21 protein-coding genes and 1 riboswitch are annotated in these 24,316 nt (G+C 58.9%); of the genes, 11 read left to right on the top strand and 10 right to left on the bottom strand.

Annotated features, from left to right (window positions below):
• Window positions 1-4 precede the first annotated feature (4 nt).
• From pyrR to gshB, 5 genes are all read right to left on the bottom strand, one after another.
• Window positions 5-523 (bottom strand): bifunctional pyr operon transcriptional regulator/uracil phosphoribosyltransferase PyrR, encoded by a 519-nt coding sequence (pyrR, locus tag CJF39_RS00355; protein ID WP_094991638.1) that lies wholly within the window; start codon window positions 521-523, stop codon window positions 5-7.
• Window positions 524-605: 82 nt separating this feature from the next.
• Entirely contained in the window at window positions 606-1,046 is a 441-nt protein-coding gene (gene ruvX / locus CJF39_RS00350; protein ID WP_094991637.1) for a Holliday junction resolvase RuvX, read from the bottom strand.
• Window positions 1,046-1,618: a YqgE/AlgH family protein gene (locus CJF39_RS00345; RefSeq protein WP_094991636.1), complete on the bottom strand. Its 573-nt coding sequence runs from the start codon at window positions 1,616-1,618 to the stop codon at window positions 1,046-1,048. The genes ruvX and CJF39_RS00345 overlap by 1 nt, the downstream gene beginning before the upstream one ends.
• A gap of 66 nt (window positions 1,619-1,684) precedes the next feature.
• Entirely contained in the window at window positions 1,685-2,584 is a 900-nt protein-coding gene (locus CJF39_RS00340) for an energy transducer TonB (RefSeq protein ID WP_094991635.1), read from the bottom strand.
• A 76-nt stretch (window positions 2,585-2,660) separates the two neighbouring features.
• Entirely contained in the window at window positions 2,661-3,614 is a 954-nt protein-coding gene (gene gshB / locus CJF39_RS00335; protein WP_094991634.1) for a glutathione synthase, read from the bottom strand.
• 268 nt (window positions 3,615-3,882) lie between these two features.
• Between gshB and pilG the strand changes: the two genes are divergently transcribed.
• The 7 genes from pilG to CJF39_RS00300 are packed head-to-tail and all read left to right on the top strand — an operon-like array spanning window position 3,883 to window position 14,739.
• The gene (gene pilG, locus CJF39_RS00330) at window positions 3,883-4,290 is read left to right on the top strand and encodes a twitching motility response regulator PilG (protein WP_094991633.1); all 408 of its coding nucleotides are present in this window, start codon (window positions 3,883-3,885) and stop codon (window positions 4,288-4,290) included.
• A 42-nt stretch (window positions 4,291-4,332) separates the two neighbouring features.
• A complete protein-coding gene (pilH, locus tag CJF39_RS00325; protein WP_094991632.1) occupies window positions 4,333-4,710 on the top strand; it encodes a twitching motility response regulator PilH in 378 nt (125 codons plus the stop codon).
• A gap of 10 nt (window positions 4,711-4,720) precedes the next feature.
• Window positions 4,721-5,260 carry a chemotaxis protein CheW gene (locus CJF39_RS00320; protein WP_094991631.1) on the top strand — a complete coding sequence of 180 codons (540 nt, stop codon included), beginning with the start codon at window positions 4,721-4,723 and terminating at the stop codon, window positions 5,258-5,260.
• A gap of 53 nt (window positions 5,261-5,313) precedes the next feature.
• Window positions 5,314-7,371 (top strand): methyl-accepting chemotaxis protein, encoded by a 2,058-nt coding sequence (locus CJF39_RS00315; RefSeq protein ID WP_094991630.1) that lies wholly within the window; start codon window positions 5,314-5,316, stop codon window positions 7,369-7,371.
• A gap of 27 nt (window positions 7,372-7,398) precedes the next feature.
• Window positions 7,399-13,338 (top strand): Hpt domain-containing protein, encoded by a 5,940-nt coding sequence (locus CJF39_RS00310; protein ID WP_094991629.1) that lies wholly within the window; start codon window positions 7,399-7,401, stop codon window positions 13,336-13,338.
• Window positions 13,331-13,780: a chemotaxis protein CheW gene (locus tag CJF39_RS00305; protein ID WP_094991628.1), complete on the top strand. Its 450-nt coding sequence runs from the start codon at window positions 13,331-13,333 to the stop codon at window positions 13,778-13,780. The genes CJF39_RS00310 and CJF39_RS00305 overlap by 8 nt, the downstream gene beginning before the upstream one ends.
• A 59-nt stretch (window positions 13,781-13,839) precedes the next feature.
• Window positions 13,840-14,739: a hypothetical protein gene (locus CJF39_RS00300; protein ID WP_094991627.1), complete on the top strand. Its 900-nt coding sequence runs from the start codon at window positions 13,840-13,842 to the stop codon at window positions 14,737-14,739.
• 37 nt (window positions 14,740-14,776) lie between these two features.
• Here the strand turns inward: CJF39_RS00300 and CJF39_RS00295 are convergent, their stop codons facing one another.
• From CJF39_RS00295 to CJF39_RS00285, 3 genes are read right to left on the bottom strand one after another with little or no spacing between them, the layout of a single operon-like run.
• Entirely contained in the window at window positions 14,777-15,325 is a 549-nt protein-coding gene (locus CJF39_RS00295) for a chromate transporter (protein WP_094991626.1), read from the bottom strand.
• Window positions 15,326-15,334: 9 nt separating this feature from the next.
• A complete protein-coding gene (locus CJF39_RS00290) occupies window positions 15,335-15,898 on the bottom strand; it encodes a chromate transporter (protein WP_094991625.1) in 564 nt (187 codons plus the stop codon).
• A 24-nt stretch (window positions 15,899-15,922) separates the two neighbouring features.
• Window positions 15,923-16,999 carry a TauD/TfdA family dioxygenase gene (locus tag CJF39_RS00285; RefSeq protein ID WP_094991624.1) on the bottom strand — a complete coding sequence of 359 codons (1,077 nt, stop codon included), beginning with the start codon at window positions 16,997-16,999 and terminating at the stop codon, window positions 15,923-15,925.
• Between the two features lie 278 nt (window positions 17,000-17,277).
• Here CJF39_RS00285 and trhA point away from each other — a divergent pair, with 278 nt between their 5' ends.
• A complete protein-coding gene (gene trhA / locus CJF39_RS00280) occupies window positions 17,278-17,895 on the top strand; it encodes a PAQR family membrane homeostasis protein TrhA (RefSeq protein ID WP_047278321.1) in 618 nt (205 codons plus the stop codon).
• Window positions 17,896-17,942: 47 nt separating this feature from the next.
• On the opposite strand, the gene CJF39_RS00275 is transcribed toward trhA, so the two are convergent.
• Both CJF39_RS00275 and CJF39_RS00270 read right to left on the bottom strand, forming a co-directional pair.
• Complete coding sequence (locus tag CJF39_RS00275) at window positions 17,943-18,788, bottom strand: formate/nitrite transporter family protein (protein ID WP_094991623.1); 846 nt, start codon at window positions 18,786-18,788, stop codon at window positions 17,943-17,945.
• Between the two features lie 104 nt (window positions 18,789-18,892).
• Complete coding sequence (locus CJF39_RS00270; RefSeq protein ID WP_047279442.1) at window positions 18,893-19,294, bottom strand: acyl-CoA thioesterase; 402 nt, start codon at window positions 19,292-19,294, stop codon at window positions 18,893-18,895.
• A 195-nt stretch (window positions 19,295-19,489) separates the two neighbouring features.
• A riboswitch (S-adenosyl-L-homocysteine riboswitch) is annotated at window positions 19,490-19,596 on the top strand.
• A gap of 22 nt (window positions 19,597-19,618) precedes the next feature.
• Here CJF39_RS00270 and ahcY point away from each other — a divergent pair.
• The 3 genes from ahcY (at window position 19,619) to CJF39_RS00255 (ending at window position 24,161) form a co-directional block, all read left to right on the top strand.
• Window positions 19,619-21,028: an adenosylhomocysteinase gene (ahcY, locus tag CJF39_RS00265; RefSeq protein WP_094991622.1), complete on the top strand. Its 1,410-nt coding sequence runs from the start codon at window positions 19,619-19,621 to the stop codon at window positions 21,026-21,028.
• A gap of 103 nt (window positions 21,029-21,131) precedes the next feature.
• Complete coding sequence (gene metF / locus CJF39_RS00260) at window positions 21,132-21,977, top strand: methylenetetrahydrofolate reductase [NAD(P)H] (RefSeq protein WP_094991621.1); 846 nt, start codon at window positions 21,132-21,134, stop codon at window positions 21,975-21,977.
• Between the two features lie 333 nt (window positions 21,978-22,310).
• Window positions 22,311-24,161 carry a DEAD/DEAH box helicase gene (locus CJF39_RS00255; RefSeq protein ID WP_094991620.1) on the top strand — a complete coding sequence of 617 codons (1,851 nt, stop codon included), beginning with the start codon at window positions 22,311-22,313 and terminating at the stop codon, window positions 24,159-24,161.
• The last annotated feature ends 155 nt before the right edge of the window (window positions 24,162-24,316 follow it).

Below are 24,316 nucleotides of genomic sequence, written 5' to 3'. Positions count from 1 at the left end.
TCTCTTAAAGGGCTGGGTCTTGAGATAGGTCTTGAAGCTCGAGTGTCAGCGGCGCAGGGCCGGACAACTTTACCCGCTCGGTCGGCTTGAGCGACAAGGTCGCGCCCACCACATTTGGCCGGATCGGCAGCTCGGCGGCGTCCAGGTCAAGCAGGCTGACCAGGGTCACGCTGGCCGGACGACCATAGTCGAACAATTCGTTCAGTGCCGCGCGGATGGTGCGCCCGCTCATCAGCACGTCGTCGATCAGCACCAGGTGCTGGCCCTCGATCTCGAACGGCAGGTCGGACGGCCGCACTTGCGGGTGCAGCCCGTTCTGGCTGAAGTCGTCGCGGTAAAACGAGACGTCCAGCGTGCCCAGCGGTGCATCGCTGTCCATGGCGCGCAACAGTGCCTGGGCCACCCAGATGCCGCCCGTGCGGATGCCGATGTAACGCGGCTCGGTGATGTTGCGGCGGGCCAGATGGGCCTTGAGATCAAGTGCCATCTGAGAGATCAGTTCAGCGGGAACAGGCAGGATCATGGTGGCTCCTTAAAAGGCCCGCGCAGGATGCGTGCTGCGGCGGGCGCAAACAATGAGGTGCGTCAAACATGTAAACGCAATGTCAGGCTTGAGGTTCAGCCGTTTTTTTGTCGAGCCAGCCTTGCAGCACCAGTTTGGCGGCGATGGCGTCAACGGGGTTGTCGCGGTAACTGCCACGCTGGCCGCCCTGGGCCTTGCGTTCGCCCTTGGCTTCGAAGGTGGTCAGGCGTTCGTCGTGGGTAAAAACGGGGAGATTGAAACGGCCATTCAAGCGATTGGCAAATTTTTGCGCACGGGCGCAAAACTCGCTGGGGGTGCCGTCCATGTTCAACGGCATGCCCACCACCATGGCATCGGGCTGCCATTCCTTGATCAGTTTCTCGATTTCTTCCCACTTAGGGATGCCGTTCTCGGCTTTCAAATTGCACAGCTCGCGGGCTTGCCCGGTAATCATCTGGCCGACGGCGACACCGATGGAGCGGGTGCCGTAATCAAAACCCAGCAGTAAACGTAGGCTGGCCATCAGGCGTGACCTGCTTGAGTGCTTAACAAGTTGAGGTTTACTCCGAGGTGTTTGGCGGCCGCGTCAAGGCGCAACTCGCTAGAGGTGTTAAACAGAATGTGGGCAGAGTACGGGCACGTAAGCCAGGCGTTGTCTGCCAGTTCCGCTTCCAGTTGACCGGCTTCCCAGCCGGCATAGCCCAGGCAGATCAGGCTGCGTCGCGGACCGTTGCCGTCGGCGATACTGGCCAGCACATCCAGCGACGTGCTCAGCGCCAGCCCGTCTTCGAGTTCCACCGTGGCGTCGAAATTCATGCTGGCGGGATGCAGGACAAACCCTCGGTCGGTCATGACCGGCCCGCCCGCGTAAATCGGCACGTGCTCACACAGTTCGGGCACGCCACGCTCGGGGCGCAACTGCTCAAGGATGTCCTTGAGGTTCAGGTCCAGCGGCCGATTGATGGTCAGGCCCATCGCACCATTGGCCGTGTGCTCGACGATGTAGGTCAAGGAGTGAGCAAAATTCGGGTCAGCCATATGCGGCATGGCGATCAGGAACTGATGCTTGAGGTAGGTCGGTGCGCGGTTTTTCATGAGCCTTAGTGTGGCGCTGACAAGTGAAACTGACAAGTTGGCTGATTGCGCCCATTTTCCGGGCTATTAATTACTGGACAACCGATCGCCCTGGGCGAATTTCCAGGTGCGAATGATTTCGAGACGGTCGATGTCGGCCAAGTCACCGCTGAACGGTGCAAACGGCGCGGCCAAGCGTACGATGCGCTGCGCCGCCTGATCCAGCAGCGGCTGGCCGGAGGATTCGAGCACCAGCACTTCATGCAGCGAGCCGTCACGATTGATCGAGACCAGCAACCGCAGCTTGCCGTAGATTTTTTCGCGGCGTGCCTGTTCCGGGTAGTTGAGGTTGCCGATGCGCTCAATCTTTTTGCGCCAGTCTTCTTTGTACCAGGCACCCTTGTCGCGCATGGTCGAAGCCGCACTCATGCGGTAAATCTTGGGCCTTTTGGCATAGAGCTGTTGCTCGTTGGCCAGCTCGGCTTCGAGGCTGGAGATCTCGCTCGACAGTTGGGAGCTGTCAAACGAAGGAATGCTTGCCTTGGGCGCGGCTTCGGTGATGACCTTTTGCGGCTCGCGCGTGGCTTTTTTCGGCTTGGGGGCGACGGTGGTGACGGCGGCCTTGGGGGCTGCCTGCTTCTGTTCGGGGCGGGCTGCAGGCGGCGGCGTGACTTTTTTAACTTCGTTGGCCTGAAACGGCGCCACTTCTGTGGTTTTGGGCACTGCTTTCTTGTCCAGCGTGCCGCTGCCTTCCTGATTGTCCTGGGCCAGAAAGTCCGCTTTCTTCGGTGCTTTCTCGCTCTTGAACGTGGACAGGGTGATTTCCAGGGTTTTGCTGATCTGTTTGGGCTCGCTCATGCTGAACCCGACGCCGAGGATCACCGCCAAATGAATCAGTGCCGCGACAAACAGCGTAAACCCCAGGCGATCAGCCGCGCGCACGCGGTTGTGCGTGAGTTCAGGGGGCAGGTCGCTTGGACGTGTCATGGCAAAAGACCAACATCGCGGGTTTCACAGGCTGCGCATGATAACGCAATGTTGGTCTGTGTCTGGCGGATAGAAATCAGCGAGTGGCCAGTTTGCGCTCGATGGCGTCCATCAACAGCGCACCGATGTTGGTGCCGAACGCGTTATCGATCTCGCGGATGCAGGTCGGGCTGGTGACGTTGATTTCGGTCAGGTGCTCACCGATCACGTCCAGGCCTACGAACAACAAGCCCTTTTCACGCAGGGTCGGGCCGACCTGTTCCGCAATCCAGCGATCCTTGTCGCTCAGCGGGCGGGCTTCGCCGCGACCACCGGCGGCCAGATTGCCGCGTGTCTCGCCTTGGGCCGGAATGCGCGCAAGGCAATAGGGCACAGGCTCGCCGTCGATCATCAGGATGCGTTTGTCGCCGTCCTTGATCCCGGGCAAATAGCCTTGCGCCATGATTTGCTGAGTGCCATTGGCGGTGAGGGTTTCGAGAATCACCGACAGGTTCGGGTCTCCGACGCGATGACGGAAAATCGACGTGCCGCCCATGCCGTCCAGCGGCTTGAGGATCACATCACCGTGCAACGCCGCAAATTCGCGCAGGACATCGGCGCGACGGCTGACGACCGTCGGCGGTGTGCATTGGGTGAATTGCGTGGCGAACAGTTTTTCGTTGCAGTCGCGCAGGCTTTGCGGCTTGTTGACGATCAATACGCCGTCACGCTCGGCCTGTTCGAGCAAGTAGGTGGAGTACACGAACTCCATGTCGAACGGTGGGTCCTTGCGCATCAGGATCACGTCGAGATCGCTGAGGGCCGTGTCGGTTTCGGCCTCAAGCTCAAACCATTTTTCCGGGTCAGCGAACACCTTGAGCGGCTTCATGCGCGCCCGCGCCTTGCCTTCAGTGAGGTACAGGTCTTGCTGTTCCATATAGAACAGCGTCCAGCCGCGCGCCTGCGCAGCCAGCAACATGGCCAGCGAGCTGTCCTTCTTGTAGGAGATGCTCGCAATGGGGTCCATGACAATCCCGACTCGAACGCTCATGGCAAATTCCTCAAAAGTAGTTAGCGAAGACAATCCTGTGAAAGCGATCAGCAGGCAATTAAAAGTGGCGCCAGAGTGGCGCCGAGTGTGGTCTCGGTCAAGGAAAAACCGTCTTAGCCGGCAGGCTGCGGGAGGTTCGATAGATTGCATGTAGAGACTGTGCTAAAAAGGCTCGCACAGCACCTGCAGCCCTTGTCTACCAAGGACTTGGGCTACGGGATCGCAAAGTTGTAACAAAACGGGTCGCCGTGGCGATGGTAGAGCACATATGGACAAGCATTCCAGCGCCTTGAAGGTGATGGTGATTGACGATTCGAAAACCATTCGCCGCACCGCCGAAACGTTGCTCAAAAACGTCGGTTGCGAGGTGATCACTGCCGTTGATGGCTTCGATGCGCTGGCCAGGATTGTCGACCACCATCCGCACATCATTTTTGTCGACATCATGATGCCGCGCCTGGATGGCTACCAAACCTGTGCACTGATCAAAAACCACCGTGCGTTCAAGTCCACGCCCGTGATCATGCTGTCCTCCAAAGACGGCCTGTTCGATAAGGCCAAAGGACGAATCGTGGGGTCTGATCAATTTTTGACCAAGCCTTTCAGCAAGGACGAGTTGCTCAGCGCTATCAAGGCACACGTGCCCGGTTTCACGGTTGTACAAAACGCTCACTGATGTTCGGTCATCAGGCCGCTCACCTAATAAATGGGGAACACCATGGCTCGCATTCTGATCGTCGATGACTCGCCGACTGAAATGTACAAACTGAGCGGCTTGCTCGAAAAGCACGGCTATGAAGTGCTCAAGGCGGTCAATGGCGCTGATGGCGTCGCACTGGCGCGTAAGGAACACCCTGATCTGGTCCTGATGGACATCGTGATGCCGGGCCTCAATGGGTTCCAGGCCACGCGTCAATTGTCCAAAGACCCGGAAACCCAAGGGGTCCCGGTCATTGTGGTGACCACCAAGGATCAAGAGACCGACATGGTCTGGGCCACGCGTCAGGGGGCAAAAGGGTATTTGACCAAGCCGGTCGATGAGGACGCGCTGATCAAAAAAATCAAAGAAAACCTGCCAGCCTCCACGCACAAGTGATGGCTGCGCCATGCCTGACTCACTGACCGCGTTTGAACTGCTGCTCGATATTGACCAGCGCTGTCGCTCGCTGGCGGCGGGGCCTGTTGCTGAGTCAGTAGCGGCGGATACCTGGAGCGGTATCGGTTTTCGCATTGGCGAGCACTGCTTTGTAGCGCCAATGGGGGAAATCGCCGAGATCCTTCATGAGCCGCGTTTCACGTTGTTGCCTGGCGTCAAGCCATGGGTCAGAGGTGTCGCCAACCTGCGTGGGCAACTGCTGCCGATCATGGACCTGTGCGGCTTTTTCGGCGTCGAGTTATCCCCGTTGCGCAAACAGCGCCGGGTGTTGGTGCTGGAGTACGAAGACATCTTTGTCGGCCTGCAAGTCGATGAAGTCCTAGGCATGCAGCACTTTGCCCTGACAGATCTGGATACCGACCCACCCGTTTCCCCCGGTTTACCTTTCGCGCCTTATGTTCAAGGGCATTTCGCCGCCGCGCATGCGTGGTGGGTATTCAGCCCGTTTGCCTTGGCGCAAGCGCCCGAATTCCGGGCGGTCGCGGCGTGAACAGTGAGCAAGTGCTACTTCGAGCATCAACACAGCATGTCAGGGCCTGATCGATGACCACAGCTACTAACGCAAAACCAATGGAAGGGTCGCGCAGCCGTTCGCAGATCATCGTGCTATTTATCGCCCTGATCGTGTTCATCATGCTGTTGTTCGCCAACTTTGCTTACCTCAACACCCAGTCCAACTACGACAAGCAATACATTAGCCACGCGGGCGAGTTGCGCGTGCTATCCCAGCGCATTGCCAAAAACGCTACTGAGGCAGCTGCCGGTAAAGCCGCGGCGTTCCGCCTGTTGAGCGATGCGCGAAACGACTTCAGCCAGCGCTGGGGCTACCTGAAAAATGGCGACCCGGCCACCGGTCTTCCCGCTGCGCCCCCCGCCGTACACAAAGAAATGCAGGCCGTGCAGCGCGACTGGGAGCAGTTGCTGAGCAACACCAATGCTATTTTGGCCAGTGAGCAAACCGTACTCTCGCTGCACCAAGTGGCCGCAACGCTGGCCGAAACCGTGCCGCAGTTGCAGGTCGAGTCCGAAAAAGTGGTGGAGATTCTGTTGCAACGTGGCGCGCCGGCCAGTCAGGTGGCGGTGGCACAACGTCAGTCGCTGCTGGCCGAGCGGATTCTGGGCGCAGTCAATACCGTACTGGCCGGGGACGAAACCGCAGCGCAGGCAGCCGATGCTTTCGGGCGTGACGCCAACCGTTTCGGCCAAGTGCTCAATGGCATGCTCGAAGGCAACGCGGGCATGCGCATTTCGCAGGTCGAAGACAAAGACGCCCGCGCCCGCTTGCAGGAAATCTCGGAGCTGTTTCAGTTTGTATCGGGCTCGGTGGATGAAATTCTCGAAACCTCGCCGCAGTTGTTTCAAGTGCGCGAAGCCGCGAGCAATATTTTCAGCCTGTCGCAGACCTTGCTCGACGAAGCCTCGATGCTGGCCAACGGCTTTGAAAACCTTGCCAGCGGCCGCTCGCTGGACATTATCGGCGGCTACGTACTGGGCTTGCTGGCGCTGGCGTCGATCATCCTGATCGGGTTGGTGATGGTGCGCGAAACCAATCGTCAACTGCGCGAAACCGCCGAGAAGAACGACCGCAACCAAAACGCGATCATGCGTTTGCTGGATGAAATTGCCGATCTGGCCGATGGCGACCTGACCGTCACGGCTTCAGTGACTGAAGATTTCACGGGCACTATCGCTGACTCGATTAACTACTCGATCGATCAACTGCGGGATTTGGTGGCCACCATTAACCTCACCGCCGGGCAAGTGGCGGCCGCGGTGCAAGACACCCAGGCCACTGCCATGCAACTGGCTGAAGCCTCCGAGCATCAGGCCCAACAAATTGCCGAAGCGTCGGGCGCCATTCAGCAAATGGCCCATTCCATTGATGAAGTGTCGGCCAACGCGTCAGAGTCCTCGGCGGTGGCCGAACGCTCGGTGGCGATTGCCAACAAAGGCAATGAAGTGGTGCACAACACCATTCATGGCATGGACAACATCCGGGACCAGATTCAGGACACTGCCAAGCGCATCAAGCGTCTTGGCGAGTCTTCTCAGGAGATTGGCGACATTGTCAGCCTGATCGATGACATTGCCGATCAGACCAATATTCTGGCGCTGAACGCGGCGATTCAGGCGTCCATGGCCGGGGATGCCGGGCGCGGCTTTGCTGTGGTAGCCGACGAAGTTCAGCGGTTGGCTGAACGTTCATCGGCAGCCACGCGGCAAATCGAGACCCTGGTGCGGGCGATTCAGGCTGACACCAACGAAGCCGTGATCTCCATGGAGCAAACCACCACCGAAGTGGTGCGCGGTGCACGTCTGGCGCAAGACGCCGGGGTGGCACTGGAAGAGATCGAAGGCGTGTCGCAAAACCTCGCGGAACTGATTCAAAGCATTTCCAATGCCGCCCAGCAGCAAACCACCTCGGCAGGCCAGATTTCCTTGACCATGAACGTGATCCAGCAAATCACCAGTCAAACCTCGTCCGGCTCGACCGCCACCGCCGACAGCATTGGCAACCTGGCCAAGATGGCCAGTCAGCTGCGGCGTTCGGTGTCCGGCTTTACCTTGCCCGACACCCCTGAACCGCGTGAGCCTCAGTAGTGCGGCGCAAAATTGACGGGAGTCGTTATGGTTGACCGGCACGACTACGTAGCCCTTGAGTGGGTCAAAGACGAAATCGGCGAGACTCTCAAGCTGGCCCGCACGGCGCTCGACGGCTATGCGCTGCAGCCTTCACCCGAGGCGCTGGCACAGTGCCTTGCGTGCGTGCATCAAGTGCACGGCAGTTTGTTGATGGTCGAGTTTTATGGCGCGGCATTGCTGGCCGAAGAGATGGAACTGTTGGTGATCGCCCTGCAACAGCGGCGCGTCAGCCAGCTCGACGAAGCTGTGCGTGTGCTGCAACAGGCTTTTACCCAATTGCCGCTTTATCTGGACCGTGTGCACAGCGCCCGGCGCGACTGGCCCTTGGTGGTCTTGCCGTTGATTAACGACCTGCGCACCGCCCGTGGCCAGCCCCTGCTTTCGGAAACCAGCCTGTTCAGTCCGCCGTTGCAGGCGCTGACGCCGCTGGAGCCCGAGGCGCTGGCCCAACTGCCGACGCAAGACCTGTCCGAGCGGGTTTCAGCATGGCGGCAAACCCTGCAAAGCGCGTTGCTGGGGTTGCTGCGTGGGCATGACGTGCCCAGTCAGCTGGAGCAACTGGCCGACGTGTTTGCGCAACTGGAAGCGCACTGCCGGGGCGCGCCCCTCAATGCCCTGTGGAAAATAGCCTCGGCGCTGGTTGAAGGCATGCTCAAGGGCAAAGTCGCCAATAGCCCTGCGCTGCGCAGCCTGCTCAGAGAAACCGATAAGCCGCTGCAACGGTTGCAGACCCAGGGCATCGAAGCGGTCAATCAGCCAGCCTCTGACAGGCTCGTCACCAGCCTGCTGTTTTACATCGCCAAGGCTGAGCGACCCACGCCGAAAATGCTCAGCCTCAAAGCCTTATATGAGCTGGACGAAGCCATGCCTGATGCGGCCATGGTCGATGCTGAGCGCGCGCGGCTTGCCGGGCCGGACCGAGATGCCATGCGCTCCGTAGTGGCTGCCTTGTGTGAGGAACTGGTGCGGGTCAAGGAGCGCCTCGATTTGTTCGTGCGCAGCGACCGCACCCACGTGTCGGAGCTCGGCAATCTGTTGGCGCCGCTGCGGCAGATAGCCGACACGCTGGCCGTTTTAGGCTTTGGCCAGCCGCGCAAGGTGATCATTGACCAACTGGCCGTGGTGCAAAGCCTGGCTCAGGGCCAGCGCGAACCCACAGACCCGGTGTTGATGGACGTCGCCGCTGCGCTGCTGTACGTCGAAGCCACGCTGGCCGGGATGGTCGGCAGCGTCGAGCCTTCGCAGCGCGAAGAAAGCCGGCTGCCCACCACCGACCTGATGCAAATCCACCAGTTGGTGATCAAGGAAGCGCGGCTGGTGTTCGACGAAGCCAAAGACTTGATCAACGATTACCTGGCCGCCGATTACGACCGTCAGCAGTTGCAGGCGGTGCCAGGCTTACTCACGCAAATTCGCGGGGCGCTGGCGATGATCCCGCTCAACCGCGCGGCCAGCCTGTTGCAAGCCTGTGATGATTACTTGTGTGAGCACTTGCTGCTGGGCCACGAGCGGCCCGATGCGCTGCAAATCGACCGCTTTGCCGACGCACTGGTGAGCATCGAATACTACCTGGAGCGTCTGGCCCAGGACCCCGGTGCGGCAGGCGAGGCCGTGCTGGACCATGCCGAGCACAGCCTGATCGCACTGGGGTATGCCCCGGCCGAACGCAATGTCCCGCGGCTCGATGACATCCTCAGCCCCACCGAAGTGCTGGTGATGGAAGACTTGCAAGAACTGCAAGACCCGGACGTCGTGCAAAGCTTGGCGGACGTGTTGGCCAGCCCGGTGTCGGCGCTCAACCCGCCTGCGCAGCACATCCCCGGCAGCCTGTTGCCGCCTCCGGTTGACGAAGTGCCGGTGGACGAAGAGCTGCTGGAGGTCTTCCTCGAAGAAACCGATGAAGTGCTGATGGCGCTGCACGAAGCCTTGCCACAGTGGGTCGCCAACCCGGCGGACAGTACTGCACTGGGCGAGCTGCGACGCGGCTTTCATACCTTGAAAGGCAGTGGGCGCATGGTGCGCGCATTGGTGCTGGGCGAGTTGGCATGGGCAGTCGAAAACCTGCTCAACCGTGTGATCGAGCGCAGCGTGGCGCCGGGGCCGGCGATCCATCAGTTGCTGGAAGACACGCTGGAGATCCTGCCCGATTTGATTCACGCGTTTGCCGAGCGAAACCAGCGTCAGCGCGATGACGTCGACGCACTGGCCGCCCAGGCGCATCACTTGTCCAAGGGCGACCCTTCGCCGCTGTTGATCGAGCAGGACAGTCCGGCCTTTGACCCGCAATTACTTGAGATCTTTCGTCAGGAAGCGCAAACCCACCTCGACACCTTGAGCCGCTTCCTCGATCAGGCCAGCGCCCACATGCCGCTGTATGCCAGTGATGATCTGCAACGTGCGGTGCATACGCTCAAAGGCAGCGCGCACATGGCGGGCGTATTGCCCATGGCTGAACTGGCGACACCGCTGGACCATCTGGTGCGTGAGTACAAAGCCCATCATGTTGCGTTGGACCTGGACGAAATCGAGCTGCTGCTGGAAGCCGTCGGTTTGTTGCATCGTGGCTTGAAGCAATTGGACGTCGATCCGCTGGCCGAAATACAGGGCGCTCGGTCGCTGATTGAGCGCACCGAATGCTTGATTGCCGACCGCCTGGATGCGTTGCTCAATGCGCCTGGCAGTGCGCTGGCACCCCAGCGCGATCCGCAGCGCATCACGGAGTTTCTGGAGCAGGGCATGGACACCCTGTTTGATGCTGAAGACCTGCTGCGTCACTGGCGTCAGCACCCGCATGAGCGCGAAGGGCTCGACACGCTGCTGGACCTGTTGACCACCTTTGGCGAGTTGGCACATGTGCTCGACTTGCATCCGGTTGATGCGCTGTGCGAAGCCTTGCTGGATCTGTATGGGGCGGTTGAAGAAAGCAGCCTGGCCGTCAGCGATGTTTTTTTCGACGCCGCCGATCATGCTCACGAAGCGTTGATTAATATGCTCGATCAGTTGGCCGCAGGTCAGGAAATCACCCCGCAGCCGACCCTCATCCAGACCTTGAACCAGTTGCTGCAACAAGGGTTGGCGCCCGAGGCTACGGGGTTAATCCGTCGCGATGGCAGCCACAGCCTCGACATCACCGAGCTGGGGGCTGCCACCGCGCAACTGGATAAATCCGCTTACGAGGACGAGGCTGACGGGCTGGACGATGAAATTGTCGCCATTTTTCTCGAAGAAGCCGTCGACATTCTGGAGAGCGCTGGCCAAGCCTTGCAGCGCTGGTTGAGCGAGCCTGAAAGCCTGGCGCCCTTGTCCGCTTTGCAGCGAGACTTGCACACCCTAAAAGGTGGGGCGCGCATGGCAGGCGTCGTTCCGGTGGGCGACTTGGCCCATGAATTGGAACATTTGTACGAGGGCCTGCTGGATCGACGAGCCAGCGAAAGTCCGGCGCTGGCGCAATTACTGGTGCGCAGCCATCAGCACCTGGCACTCATGCTCGAACAGCTGCAACAGCTGCAACAGCTGCAACAGCAGCAACCGCTGCGCGAGCCTTTCGAGCTGATTGAGGCTATTCGCAGCTACCGTCAGCACCCCCCCGTGCTTACCGAACAGCCCATAGCTGAACCGGACACGGCCTCAGGTGGCGATCCCGAGTTGCTGGAAATCTTCCTCGAAGAAGCCTTCGACATACTCGAAAGCTCGGGCGCTGCATTGGCACGTTGGCAAGCTGAGCCTCAGAGCACCCTTGAAGTCGAAAACCTGCTGCGCGATTTGCACACCCTCAAAGGGGGCGCACGCATGGTGGAAATCACCGCCATTGGCGACTTCGCCCATGAGCTGGAAACCCTGCTTGAAGACGTGTCCGCGGGCGTTGTAACCCCGGATGCCGAGCTGTTTGCCTTGTTGCAGGTTTGTCATGATCGCACCGCGCAGATGCTCGATGCCCTGCGCAGCGGGCAGCCGTTGCAGTCGCCGCAGGACGTGATCGAGCGTATTCGCGGCACCGAACGTTCAGTCCCGCAAGCGCCCCAGACGCTCGCGCCGAACAAGGCCGAAGCGGGTGCCACGGCGCTGACCGAAGGCGAGCGCACCGGGCTGGACACCGTCAAGGTACCGGCCGAACTGTTGGAAGACATGGTCAACCTGTCGGGCGAAAGCTCAATGATTCGCGGACGCATTGAGCAACAGATCAACGATGGTCACGTCGCGCTCAATGAGATGCAAACCACACTGGAGCGCATGCGCGATCAGCTGCGTCGACTCGACATCGAGACCCAGGGCCGTTTGCACAACCGCCCGCACAGCGAGGCCGAGGGGCTGGCCTATGACGAATTCGACCCGCTGGAAATGGACCGGCATTCGCAATTGCAGCAACTGTCGCGTGCGTTGTTCGAGTCCGCGTCTGACTTGTTTGACCTCAAGGCCACACTGGCCGCGCGCAACCAGGACGCACACAACCTGTTGCAAAAGCAGGCGCGGGTGAACACCCAGTTGCAAGAAGGCCTGATGGGCACGCGCATGGTGCCGTTCGAGCGCGTATTGCCGCGCCTCAAGCGGGTGGTGCGCCAGGTTGCCAGCGAGTTGGGCAAGCAGGTTGAATTCAGCGTCATCAATGCCGAAGCCGAGATTGACCGCAATGTGCTGGAGCGCATGGTGGCGCCGTTGGAGCACATGCTGCGCAACGCCGTCGACCACGGCCTGGAGCCCAGCGAGGTGCGTCATGCCAACGGCAAGCCCGAGCAAGGGTTGATTACGCTTGAGCTGTCCAACGAAGGCGGCGACGTGGTGTTTGATATCCGCGACGACGGCGCCGGTGTCCCCCTTGAAGCCGTGCGCCGCAAAGCGATCCATCGCGGCCTGCTGGACCCGCTCAACAGCGTTAGCGACCGCGACGTGTTGCAGTTCATCCTGCAGCCGGGCTTCTCCACGGCCGAAAAAATCACCCAGATTTCCGGGCGCGGCGTGGGCATGGACGTGGTGCACGAAGAAGTGCGCCAGTTGGGTGGCAGCATGACCCTCGACTCGGTGGCGGGGCAGGGTGTGCACTTTCAGATCCGCTTGCCCTTCAGCGTTTCCCTCAACCGGGCCTTGATGGTGCAGTGCGCCGATGAGCAATATGCCATCGCGCTTAACACCGTTGAAGGCATCGTGCGGGTCATGCCGAGCGAGTTGGAAGGCTATTACCAGCTCAACCCGCCGCTGTATCACTACGGCGGCCAGACCTACGAACTGCGCTACCTGGGCGAGTTGTTACAGACCGTGGGCAAGCCCAAACTGGCAGGCGAAACCCATTCATTGCCCGTGCTGCTGGTGCATTGCCAGGACATGCGCGTGGCGTTGCAAGTGGATGCGCTGGCGGGCTCGCGCGAGATCGTGGTCAAGAGCCTCGGCCCACAGTTTGCCGCTGTACAGGGGTTGTCGGGGGCGACGATTCTGGGGGATGGTCGTGTAGTACTGATTTTGGATTTGCTGGCATATATACGCGCGCATCAAGTGCGTCAGCCCTTGCTGCGGGCTCAGCACGAGGCGGGCGGCAGCCTCGAATTCATCCCTGCCGTGCGCCCGCCGTTGGTGCTGGTGGTCGACGACTCGGTGACCGTGCGCAAAGTCACCAGCCGCCTGCTGGAGCGCAACGGCATGAACGTCATCACCGCCAAAGACGGGGTCGACGCGATGAGCGTGCTCGAAGAACACACCCCGGACCTGATGCTGCTGGACATCGAAATGCCGCGCATGGACGGCTTTGAAGTGGCCACGCACGTGCGCAACGACCCGCGCCTCAAAGACATGCCGATCATCATGATTACCTCGCGTACCGGGCAGAAGCACCAGAACCGCGCCATGGCCATTGGCGTCAACGACTACTTGGGCAAGCCGTATCAAGAGTCGGTGTTGCTGGAACGCATCGCCTACTGGAGCACTTTCCATGCTTGATCACCGTGTAGGCAGCCTGACGTGCCTGCTCTTGCCGCTGGCCGATCGCTACCTGTTACTGCCCAACGTCGCCATTGCCGAACTGATCGATTACCAGCGTGGCGAACCCAGCAGCGACTCCCCGCCCTGGCACCTGCGCCAGATCATCTGGCGCGACCATCCCCTGCCGCTCATCAGCTTCGAAGCCGCCTGCGGCAGCCCGCTGCTGATCGGTGACCGGGCGCGCATCGTCATCCTCAATACCCTGAGCGGCAACCCGGCGCTTAAGTACATCGCCATGGTGGTCCAAGGCATCCCGCGCTCCTACAAACTCGACAGCCAACTGAGTTTCGTCGACGTGCCACTCTGCCCGCTGGAACGTGCAGCCGTGCAAGTGGGTGAGCATGTGGCCAAGATCCCGGATTTGTGGGCGCTGGAGCAGCTTGTGCTGGAGTCGCAGTAGCTCAGCGTTATTGATACAAATAAATTGAACGTGGACGTTAATGAACAGGAGTTGTGTGGGTGAGTGATTTGCTTATGGATATATCGAGTGTTCCCTACGGCATCGATATTTTTTACTGGTTTCTAGCCATGGCGGCGGTGGCCATTCTCGTGATGAAGCTGCCAGTGGGCATGGGCTGTGGCTTGGGTTTTCTGGTCTCTGGCATTAGTGCCTTCCTCATATTGTTTCATTTGTCATTCACGCACGAGTTCGCAGGCAATGCCGAGGCGAACTCGAAAGATCACGCAACGAATTTGATTGAAACGGTATCGCGCGAAAGCGTCAGGTGCCATGCGGACAGCGCCGCATGTGAAGGGTTACAGGTAGCAAAGGCTGAGGTGGTCACGTTGATTGAAGGCAAGCGACAGGATGCCTTTGAGTCCATGGTATTCACGCTATTGACCAACTTCACCATCATGACTTTGGGGGGCGTCGCGGCGGGTTTAGTGACCACTGTCATGTTACGTCGTACCCGCGCGGACGAGGATGAAGCAGAAGAGTCAGCCATGCGGGTGAACAGTCGCGGATTCATACTCGGGCTGTTCAAGCTGCTGTTGGTGATGGTCTCAGCTGCGTTGTTGGCGCTGTACGTAAAGCAGTACCTTGACGCGCAGGGTGTTGCGAGCCCTAATCAGGCCGCTTTTCATCAACTGTGGTCTGCAGGGTGGGTGTCACTGGCGGGTTATGCAGGGGCTTATTTCTTTTACAACGGCAAACCTTATGGGCGCGTTGTCATGTACATCGTGTTCTTGTTCATTGCGTGCGCGCTGGGTTTATATCTGAACGGGATAAAACACGTCCCTCTGGTCGTGAGTGGGGGGGTTGGATGGCCGACATTGTTCATTGTTGGCGTACCGCTTATCACGGCAGTGTGGTTGATGGCGGCGGCCAGACAACAGAAGAAGCTCGCGACCCTTTAAAGCCGTAAAGGAAGCATGTGCGTGGAAAGTTGAGTCCTTAGCTTCCAAACCAGTACGCCCCTGACTGAGCGCTCAGCAATCCTAGCCCTACGCCCGTGGCGATCAACCAAAGGGGGTTGAGCTTGCTGAACACCACCACGAGGGCACTGACTGTTGTCAGCAACAGGCTGAGGCGATTGAGCTCAAGACTGCCGATCAAAATGTAACTGGCTGCCAGTATCAACCCGATCGAAACAGGCACGAGTGCGCGCTTGGTCATGAGCACCCAAGGTGTATCGGCATGATGCTCCAGCCAGCCTGCGCCAAACCATGTCAATGCAGAGCACGGCAGCAATTTGGCGATCAATGTCGCCAACGCTCCGGGTACGCCCGCCACGTGTTGCCCGATGAATACCAGAAACATACCGTTCGGGCCCGGCAGTGCTTGAGACAGGGCAAAAAACGATACGAACTGTGCGTCGTTCAGCCATCGCATCTCGGCCACCGTGTAACGGTGAATATCCCCCAGTGCCACGGTGTTACCGCCGATGGCCATCAGCGACCACAACCCGCACTGGAGCATCAGGTGAAACAGTACCGGCTGCATGGTTGCTCCTCAGGCGTTGCGGTCAATCAGGCGCCAGACCATCGAGACCGTAATGCTGATCAACATCACGGTCCATAACGGCACCACCAGCACGCCCATCAATATGAAGGTCAAAACGAACACGGTGTAATTGGCGGTAGCAGGTGGCATGGCCTTGAGCAGACGCAATGCAGTGCCGAGCATCAACCCTGTGGCAATGGGTGAAATGGCGCCAAACACGTGCTGGACGGTTTGATGTTGCCACCATGAGGCATACGCCAAGCCCGCCGAAACAGCGATGAGCGAAGGGAAGCAATACAGCCCCACCACAGCAAGGCAGGCCCCCTGCAACCCGTGCTGCTTTCGCGCATAGATAATTGCCACGTTGCAGACATTAGGGCCAGGGAAGAACTGCCCGATGGCCAGTAGTTCATTGAAGGTTTTTTCATTCACCCAGCCACGCCGATCAACCATCATCTGCCGCGCCCACGGCAAAACCCCGCCAAACCCTAAAAGCCCAACCCATGCGAAGTTGTAAAAAAGTTGCCAGCGTGTGGGCTTAACAGGCGCGATGTGATCCAGGTGCTGTGGCATAGCAATCTCCCCGAAAAGACAGGGTTAAACCGTTATCTGGTTGTAGTGAGCAAGACGTTCCTGAAAGATTTTGATGTCAGGAGAGATTGCCCAGCCTTGATACCCGCCGCGAAGTGAGCCCGCCTTAATAGAGCCGTATGCGTATGCGTGGCTTTTCGGCAACGGCCTGCTCACAGCAGTGGCCAACCATTGACGGAGTAAATGTCTTTGCTGTGAAGGCTTGCTCCCGTCCCGAAATGCTGCACGTGCATGGCAGACGACATGATTGTTCAGGCATTGAAGGTCGCCCGGTTGTAAGTCCATTTCGACATTGAGGTCAGCATCTCCCGCTATACGCTGGAAATGGTCCAGTGCTTTGAGTGTGAGCGGGTTAATTTTTGGTGTGTGGCTTAATTCTTGCGTTGCCAGGATCCGTTTTCTGTAGAAACGGCAGCTGAATGCGCCCGGCATCCTCGTAAATACGGGGCACATGAAGAATCCGGGCTCACCGATTTCGGTTTTGCTGACATCGATGAAGGGGAGGGGTAAAGAGAGGGCTCTGCATTCAAGGGGGGATTGGGTTGAGAGGTGATGATGAATGGTCAGACTGCTTACCACTTTAAAACGGCCGCCCTCAGCGGCTTTTGAAAGGCAGAGCAGCGTTACCAAGTCGCAAGCATCGACATGGAATTCCATTTCACTGGATGTGTTATGGCCTCGTATGTTCTGTGGAGACAGATTGTCTTTGTTTCGAACCTCAACTAATAGCGCTTCAGTTTCATTTTGAATTAACGGTACGCCCCTATGCAGACCGATGCCCCATGCTAATAAACGAGCAAGTGGTAGCGGTTTGTTCGCCACGGGTATGCCTCTTATAAGAAACAGGCCGCAGCCATGTTCGCATTCGACCAGAGCGTGTTGCAGAACAGTGTGTAGGGTCGGTAAGGGGACGTCTGCCGGTGTGCATTGCAAGGGGCCTTTGTGTGTAGCAATCAAGTGTCGGAGTGCTCGCTCCCGTTCCGCGATTTGATGCTGAGTCAGCTCGTAAAGCCATTTGTGCGAAATGGCCAGTAGGCTTTTTCGGTTCCAGTGAGGTGATGTCCATGTAGGCGTCAGCTTCATGAGATCTCCCGCAGGCTGTTATTTATGGTGGGCCTGTTGAGTGATTCTGGGCGTGCATGCCGGGAGGCTATGTCAGGTTGGATGGGTGATTTGTGTGTGAAAAGTGCGGATTTTGTGTGGGTAAGGTCTGAAGGATTTGACTTACAGGTCTTAGGATTAGAGGGGGGGAATGCTGTCTTCCTCGACGAACGGCGCATTGCCCTTTAAGTTCGCAACCTTGACCCTTATCTCGTATCAAAGTGACACCGTCGCACGATCGGCTATTGAGGATGTTGCAGATGTATCACGGAGAAAAGCTCAATGCCTGGACTCACTTGCTGGGGGCCGTGGCCGCCGCAGTGGGCAGTGTTTGGTTGTTGGTCATGGCGTGCCTTGACGGCAGCCCGCAGAAGATTGTCAGCGCGGCGATTTACGGGGTCACGCTGGTGTTGCTGTACAGCGTGTCGACCGTTTATCACAGCGTGCGCGGGCGGTCCAAGGTGATCATGCAGAAGTTTGATCACCTGTCGATTTACCTGTTGATCGCCGGGAGTTACACGCCGTTTTGCCTTGTGACGTTGCACGGGCCGTGGGGCTGGTCGCTGTTCGGGATTGTCTGGGGCATGGCGGTGATCGGCATGCTGCAAGAAATCAAACCGCGCTCCGAAGCACGTATTTTGTCGATTGTGATTTACGCCGTGATGGGCTGGATCGTGCTGGTGGCGGTCAAGCCGCTGATCGCCGCGCTCGGCACGGCCGGGTTCATCTGGCTGGCCACGGGCGGTGTGATGTACACCGTGGGGATTATCTTTTTTGCCCTGGATCACCGCCTGCGTCATGCCCACGGCATTTGGCATTTGTTTGTGATCGCAGGCAGTTTGCTGCACTTTGTGGCAATCGCCCATTACGTGATTTAACAAGCAAAGCCACCCGTTGGGGCGCGTTGCCCCTGCGGGTGGTGCGATCAGCTTTTCTGCGGTTTTTGGTTATCGCTGCGAATTTGCGCATGGCTGATCAAGGCAAAGATAAAACTGCCGCCAATGATGTTGCCCGCCAGGGTGGGGCCGGCAAAGATCAGCCAGAAGTCCTTCCAGGGCAGCTCGCCTGCAAACACCAGGTACGACACTTCCGCCGTGCCGACGACGATGTGGGTGAAGTCGCCCAGCGCCATCAGGTAGGTGATGAGGACGATGATCCACATCTTGGCGCTTTCCATCGAGGGGATCATCCACACCATGGTTGCGATCATCCAGCCCGAAATAATGCCTTTGGCGAACATTTGGCGGGTGTCGTTTTCCATGACCTTGCGCCCGATTTCCAGGAAGGCGTTGTCGGTCTGGGTGTCGAAAATCGGCAAGTGCAGCATGGCGTAGGCCACCAGCAGGGTACCGAGCAGGTTGCCCACCAGCACCACGGCCCATAACCGGAACAGGCGCCCGAAATTGCTCAGCGTCGGTTTGCTCATGATGGGCAATACGGCGGTGAGGGTGTTTTCGGTAAACAGTTGCTGACGGGCCAGAATCACCGCCAGAAAGCCTGCGCAGTAGCCGAAACTGGCAATCACTTTGAAGGCTTCGCCGCTGGGCAGTCGCGAGTTGAGCAACCCCATGGCCATGAGCGACAGGCCCATGGTGAGCCCGGCAGCCAGTGCCGACCAGAACAGGGCAGCGACGCTGCGCTCCAGTTCCTGATCACCCTGCAAACGGATGATTTCATGCAGCACTGCCGCGCGCGGGGGCTGGTTTTTGGTGACGTCGTGCTCTTCTTCAGCCGACAGGTTCGGGGTGTTGCCAGTGCTTTTGGTGTCCATGGGGCTTCATGACCGTTGGCGTATGTAAGCGTACGACACGCACGGCATGAAGCTGTTCACTCAAACCCGTAATCGCTGCTCGGTTGGCACGTACAACGGTGGCATCAGGCCTGGTTTTCATCCTGGAACTGATCTTTGACGTATTTGATTTCGGTGCGTCCGTGGGGGGCGGGCAGGCCGTCTTCACCCAGGTTGACGAACACCATCTTGTCGACGGTGAGGATGCTCTTGCGCGTGATCTTGTTGCGCACTTCGCAGGTGAGGGTGATGGAGGTGCGGCCGAATTCGGTAGCGGTGATGCCCAACTCGATGATGTCGCCTTGGCGCGAGGCGCTGACGAAGTTGATCTCGGAGATGTATTTAGTCACTACGCGCTGATTACCCAACTGAACGATGGCATAGATCGCGGCTTCTTCGTCGATCCAGCGCAGTAAGCTGCCACCGAACAGGGTGCCATTGGGGTTGAGGTCTTCGGGTTTAACCCATTTGCGGGTGTGGAAATTCATGTTCACTCCTGACCGTCTGCCGTTAGATGCCGCGCATGATGTCAGACCATGGCGCCCAGCTCTATTAAGCTTCGACTATGGTCTCGATTAAGCAAATGAAAAAGCCTTGGATAAAGCCTTGGGATCATCTGCCCGGATGGCTATAATCACCCCCGCTTCAAAACGGTCATTGTCATCCAGTACCGTTCCCGCCACCTGTCCGAGGGGCGCTGCAGCAGGTCTTACCTGTCAGGCTCGGATGGGGCGTTGTTTGTTCAGGGCTCCCTGGGCAGGCACTCAACGCACAACGGCGCCCATTCGCGATTAAACGAATGGAGGCTCTCTATGAGCGCTGTAAACACGCCTGCAGGTTTTACCGACTACAAAGTCGCTGACATGTCCCTTGCCCCGTGGGGCCGTCGTGAAACCTTTATCGCCGAGTCCGAAATGCCGGCGCTGATGGGCCTGCGTCGCAAGTATGCCGCTGAACAACCGCTCAAGGGCGCGAAGATTCTGGGCTGCATCCACATGACCATCCAGACCGCCGTACTGATCGAAACCCTGGTTGCCCTGGGTGCCGAAGTGCGTTGGTCGTCGTGCAACATCTTCTCGACTCAGGACCAGGCCGCTGCCGCTATCGCTGCTGCCGGTATTCCGGTTTTCGCCTGGAAAGGCGAAACCGAGCAAGAGTACGAGTGGTGCCTTGAGCAAACCATCCTCAAAGATGGCCAGCCTTGGGATGCCAACATGATCCTGGACGACGGCGGCGACCTGACCGAGCTGCTGCACAAGAAATACCCGGACATGCTGAAGAAGATCCACGGCGTGACCGAAGAAACCACCACCGGCGTACACCGTCTGCTGGACATGCTGGCCAAGGGCGAGCTGATGATCCCGGCGATCAACGTGAACGACTCGGTGACCAAAAGCAAAAACGACAACAAGTACGGCTGCCGTCACAGCCTGAACGATGCGATCAAGCGCGCCACTGACCACTTGCTGTCCGGCAAGCAAGCCTTGGTGATCGGCTACGGTGACGTGGGCAAGGGTTCGGCCCAGTCCCTGCGTCAGGAAGGCATGATCGTTAAAGTGTCCGAAGTTGACCCGATCTGCGCCATGCAAGCGTGCATGGACGGCTACGAAGTGGTTTCGCCGTTCCTCAATGGCCAGAACGACGGCACTGCTGCCAGCATCGACGCTGCGCTGCTGGGCAAGATCGACCTGATCGTGACCACCACCGGTAACGTCAACGTGTGCGACAAAAACATGCTGGCTGCGCTGAAAAAACGCGCCGTAGTGTGCAATATCGGTCACTTCGACAACGAAATTGACACCGCTTTCATGCGCAAGAACTGGGCATGGGAAGAAGTGAAGCCACAGGTACACAAGATTCACCGTACCGGCCCTAACGATTTCGATCCACAGAACGACGACTACCTGATCCTGCTGGCTGAAGGCCGTCTGGTGAACCTGGGCAACGCCACAGGTCACCCGAGCCGCATCATGGACGGTTCGTTCGCCAACCAGGTGCTGGCGCAGATCTTCCTGTTTGCTCAGAAGTACGCTGACATGCCGGCCGAACTGCAAGCCGAGCGTCTGACAGTCGAAGTGCTGCCCAAGAAGCTCGACGAAGAAGTGGCACTGGAAATGGTTCGCGGTTTTGGTGGCGTGGTCACCCAGTTGACCAAACAACAGGCTGATTACATCGGCGTGACCGTCGAAGGCCCGTTCAAGCCAGACGCTTACCGTTACTGATTAAAGAAAGGCGGCCAGGCTTGTACTGACCGCCTTTTTTTTGTGTGTGAGTTCAGCGTCAGGGGTTGCCGCTCGCCCCCTGCGCGTACGCAAGGGTATTCCCATGTCTCAAGACCGTCGTTTCAGCTTCGAGTTCTTCCCGACCAAGACCGATGCTGGACATGAAAAGCTGATGAACACGGCTCGCCATCTGGCGACCTATAATCCGGATTTTTTCTCCTGCACTTACGGTGCCGGTGGCTCTACCCGTGACCGCACGATCAATACCGTGCTGCAACTGGAGAGCGAAGTACACGTGCCTGCGGCGCCACACCTGTCGTGTGTGGGCGATAGCAAAAGCGATCTGCGCGGCCTGTTGGAGCAGTACAAAGCGGCGGGCATCAAGCGCATTGTCGCGCTGCGTGGCGACCTGCCTTCGGGCATGGGCATGGCCAGCGGCGAACTGCGCTACGCCAATGATCTGGTGAGTTTCATCCGTGAAGAAACCGGCAGCCACTTCCACATTGAAGTCGCCGCTTACCCGGAAATGCACCCGCAGGCGCGCAACTTCGAAGACGATATCAACAACTTCGTGCGCAAAGCCCACGCGGGTGCTGACAGCGCAATCACCCAGTACTTCTTCAACGCCGACAGCTACTTCCGGTTTGTTGAGCGCGTACAGGCCGCTGGCGTCACGATTCCGGTCGTGCCGGGCATTATGCCGATCACTAACTACAGCAAATTGGCGCGCTTCTCTGACGCCTGTGGCGCTGAAATCCCACGCTGGATTCGCAAGCAGCTCGAAGCCTATGGCGACGATGTGCAAAGCATTCAAGCGTTTGGTGAACAAGTGATCAGCGAGATGTGCGAACGTCTGCTCGTCGGCGGCGCACCGGGACTGCACTTCTACACCTTGAACCAGTCCGAACCGAGCCTGGCCATCTGGAACAACCTGAAGTTACCGCGCTGATTCACCTGCCTGTAACCGCTGCCGCACGCTGCAGGGGCGAGAGCGGTTACAGGGTGGGTGCGCTTGATGAGTACAAAACCGTTGAGCAGCATGAAATCGGCGCGCTGTGAATGCTCTGTTATACTCCGGGCTTTCCGCCAGGCTTACGCCCGGCCGCTCGTCCTTGTACAAGGCATTCAACCCCGCTACTGCGCAGCATCTGCCAGCGCGAGCGGTGCGAATGGACCTTCAGGACCGAAGCAGGACCGGACGGGATTGCGTCTCCTATAAACGCCATTCACGCCAGGCAAGACTATCCCTTTGGGCAAAGCCCTAACTAGAACAGGATTACTCATGTCCTTTGCTTCCCTCGGTCTCTCCGAGGCTTTAGTCCGCGCCATTGAAGCAGCGGGCTATACCGAGCCTACTCCGGTGCAACAGCGGGCCATTCCCGCCGTGTTGCAAGGTCGCGACCTGATGGTTGCGGCTCAGACAGGTACTGGTAAAACCGGCGGCTTCGCTCTTCCGATTCTGGAAAAGCTGTTTCCCAATGGCCACCCAGACAAATCCCAGCGTCACGGTCCACGCCAACCACGCGTATTGGTCCTGACGCCTACCCGCGAACTTGCTGCACAGGTCCACGAGAGCTTCAAGCTTTATGCCCGTGACCTTAAGTTCGTCAGCGCCTGCATCTTCGGCGGCGTTGGCATGAACCCGCAGGTTCAAGCCATGTCCCGCGGTGTCGACGTACTGGTGGCGTGCCCCGGTCGTTTGCTCGACCTGGCTGGCCAAGGCAGTGTTGACCTGTCCCACGTTGAAATCCTGGTGCTCGACGAAGCTGACCGGATGCTCGACATGGGCTTTGTTCATGACGTGAAAAAAGTCCTCGCACGTCTGCCGACCAAGCGTCAAAACCTGCTGTTTTCGGCGACGTTCTCCAAAGACATCACCGATCTGGCCGGCAAGCTGCTGCGCAACCCTGAGCGTATTGAAGTCACTCCGCCGAACACCACGGTCGAGCGTATCGAACAGCGCGTTTTCCGCCTGCCTGCCAGCCACAAGCGTGCCTTGCTGGCGCACTTGATCACGGCCGGTGCATGGGAACAGGTGTTGGTCTTCACCCGTACCAAGCACGGTGCCAACCGTCTGGCTGAATACCTGGACAAGCATGGCCTGAGCGCAGTCGCGATCCACGGCAACAAGAGCCAGAACGCGCGCACCAAAGCCCTGGCCGACTTCAAGGCAGGCACCGTTCGTATTCTGGTTGCGACCGATATCGCGGCACGCGGCCTGGACATCGATCAGTTGCCGCACGTGGTCAACTTCGAGCTGCCAAACGTTGATGAAGATTACGTTCACCGCATCGGACGTACCGGCCGTGCCGGTCGCTCGGGCGAAGCGATCTCGATGGTTGCGCCGGACGAAGAAAAACTGCTGAAAAGCATCGAACGCATGACCAAGCAGAAAATCGCCGACGGCGACCTGATGGGTTTCGATGCCAGCACGATTGAAGCTGAAAAGCCTGAAGTCCGTGAACGTCCGGATGTGCGTAACCCGCGCAACCCACCGCGTGGCCCACGCGGCGACGGTCCTAATGGCGGCGGTGGCGGCCGTAAGGACAAAGGCAAGGACAAGGGTAAAGAGAAGCCTGCCGCAGCCCGTGGCGAACGCCCGGCCCGCGAGCACAAACCGCGTGAAGGCACACCGGCGCGTGAACCGCGTCAGCAAGCGGCCCCTTCGATCCCGCGCCCGGACGCCAACCGTGCGCCGGACGAGTTCCGTGACGACGATGTGGACAACTTTGGTAACCGTGCTGATTACGTCAGCCCGTACCAGAACAAAAACAACCAGAGCCGTGGTCGTCGTCCGGGCGCTCCGGCGCAAGGCACGGGCGCTGCTCCGGCCGGTCGCACCGGTGGTCGCCAGAACGGTCCCCGCACCGGCACAGGCGCCAGCACCGGCACGCCGCCTGCCAAGCGCAGTGGTCCGCGCAACGGCGCTCCGCGTGACGGTCAGGCCCGTCGCGAGAACCGTCCGGCCCGTGATGATCGCCAGGAGCCAGCCGTTAAAGGCCCTCGCGAGAATCAGCCGAAGATCATGCACAAAGAGTCGAAAAGCGACCGCTTCCCGACACCGGAGCAGCTCGATCAACTGCCGAACCGTCCTCGCGGTGAGAAGCCAGCCTTGCTGACCCGCAATCGCTGAGTGACTGCCGAATAAAAAAACGCCCTCCATCGCACGATCGGGGGCGTTTTTTTGTGCCGCTAAAAGTGCCTTCGCCCCCGCCTTTTCCTGTTTATGCGAGCGAATTCATTCAGCCTTCTTGCCCTCCAGACAAGGATCAGGGTGAAGACACCCTT

It is taken from the genome of Pseudomonas lundensis (assembly GCF_002269125.1).
In the GTDB taxonomy this organism is placed as follows: domain Bacteria; phylum Pseudomonadota; class Gammaproteobacteria; order Pseudomonadales; family Pseudomonadaceae; genus Aquipseudomonas; species Aquipseudomonas lundensis_A.
This window is presented reverse-complemented; position numbering and strand designations above follow the sequence as displayed.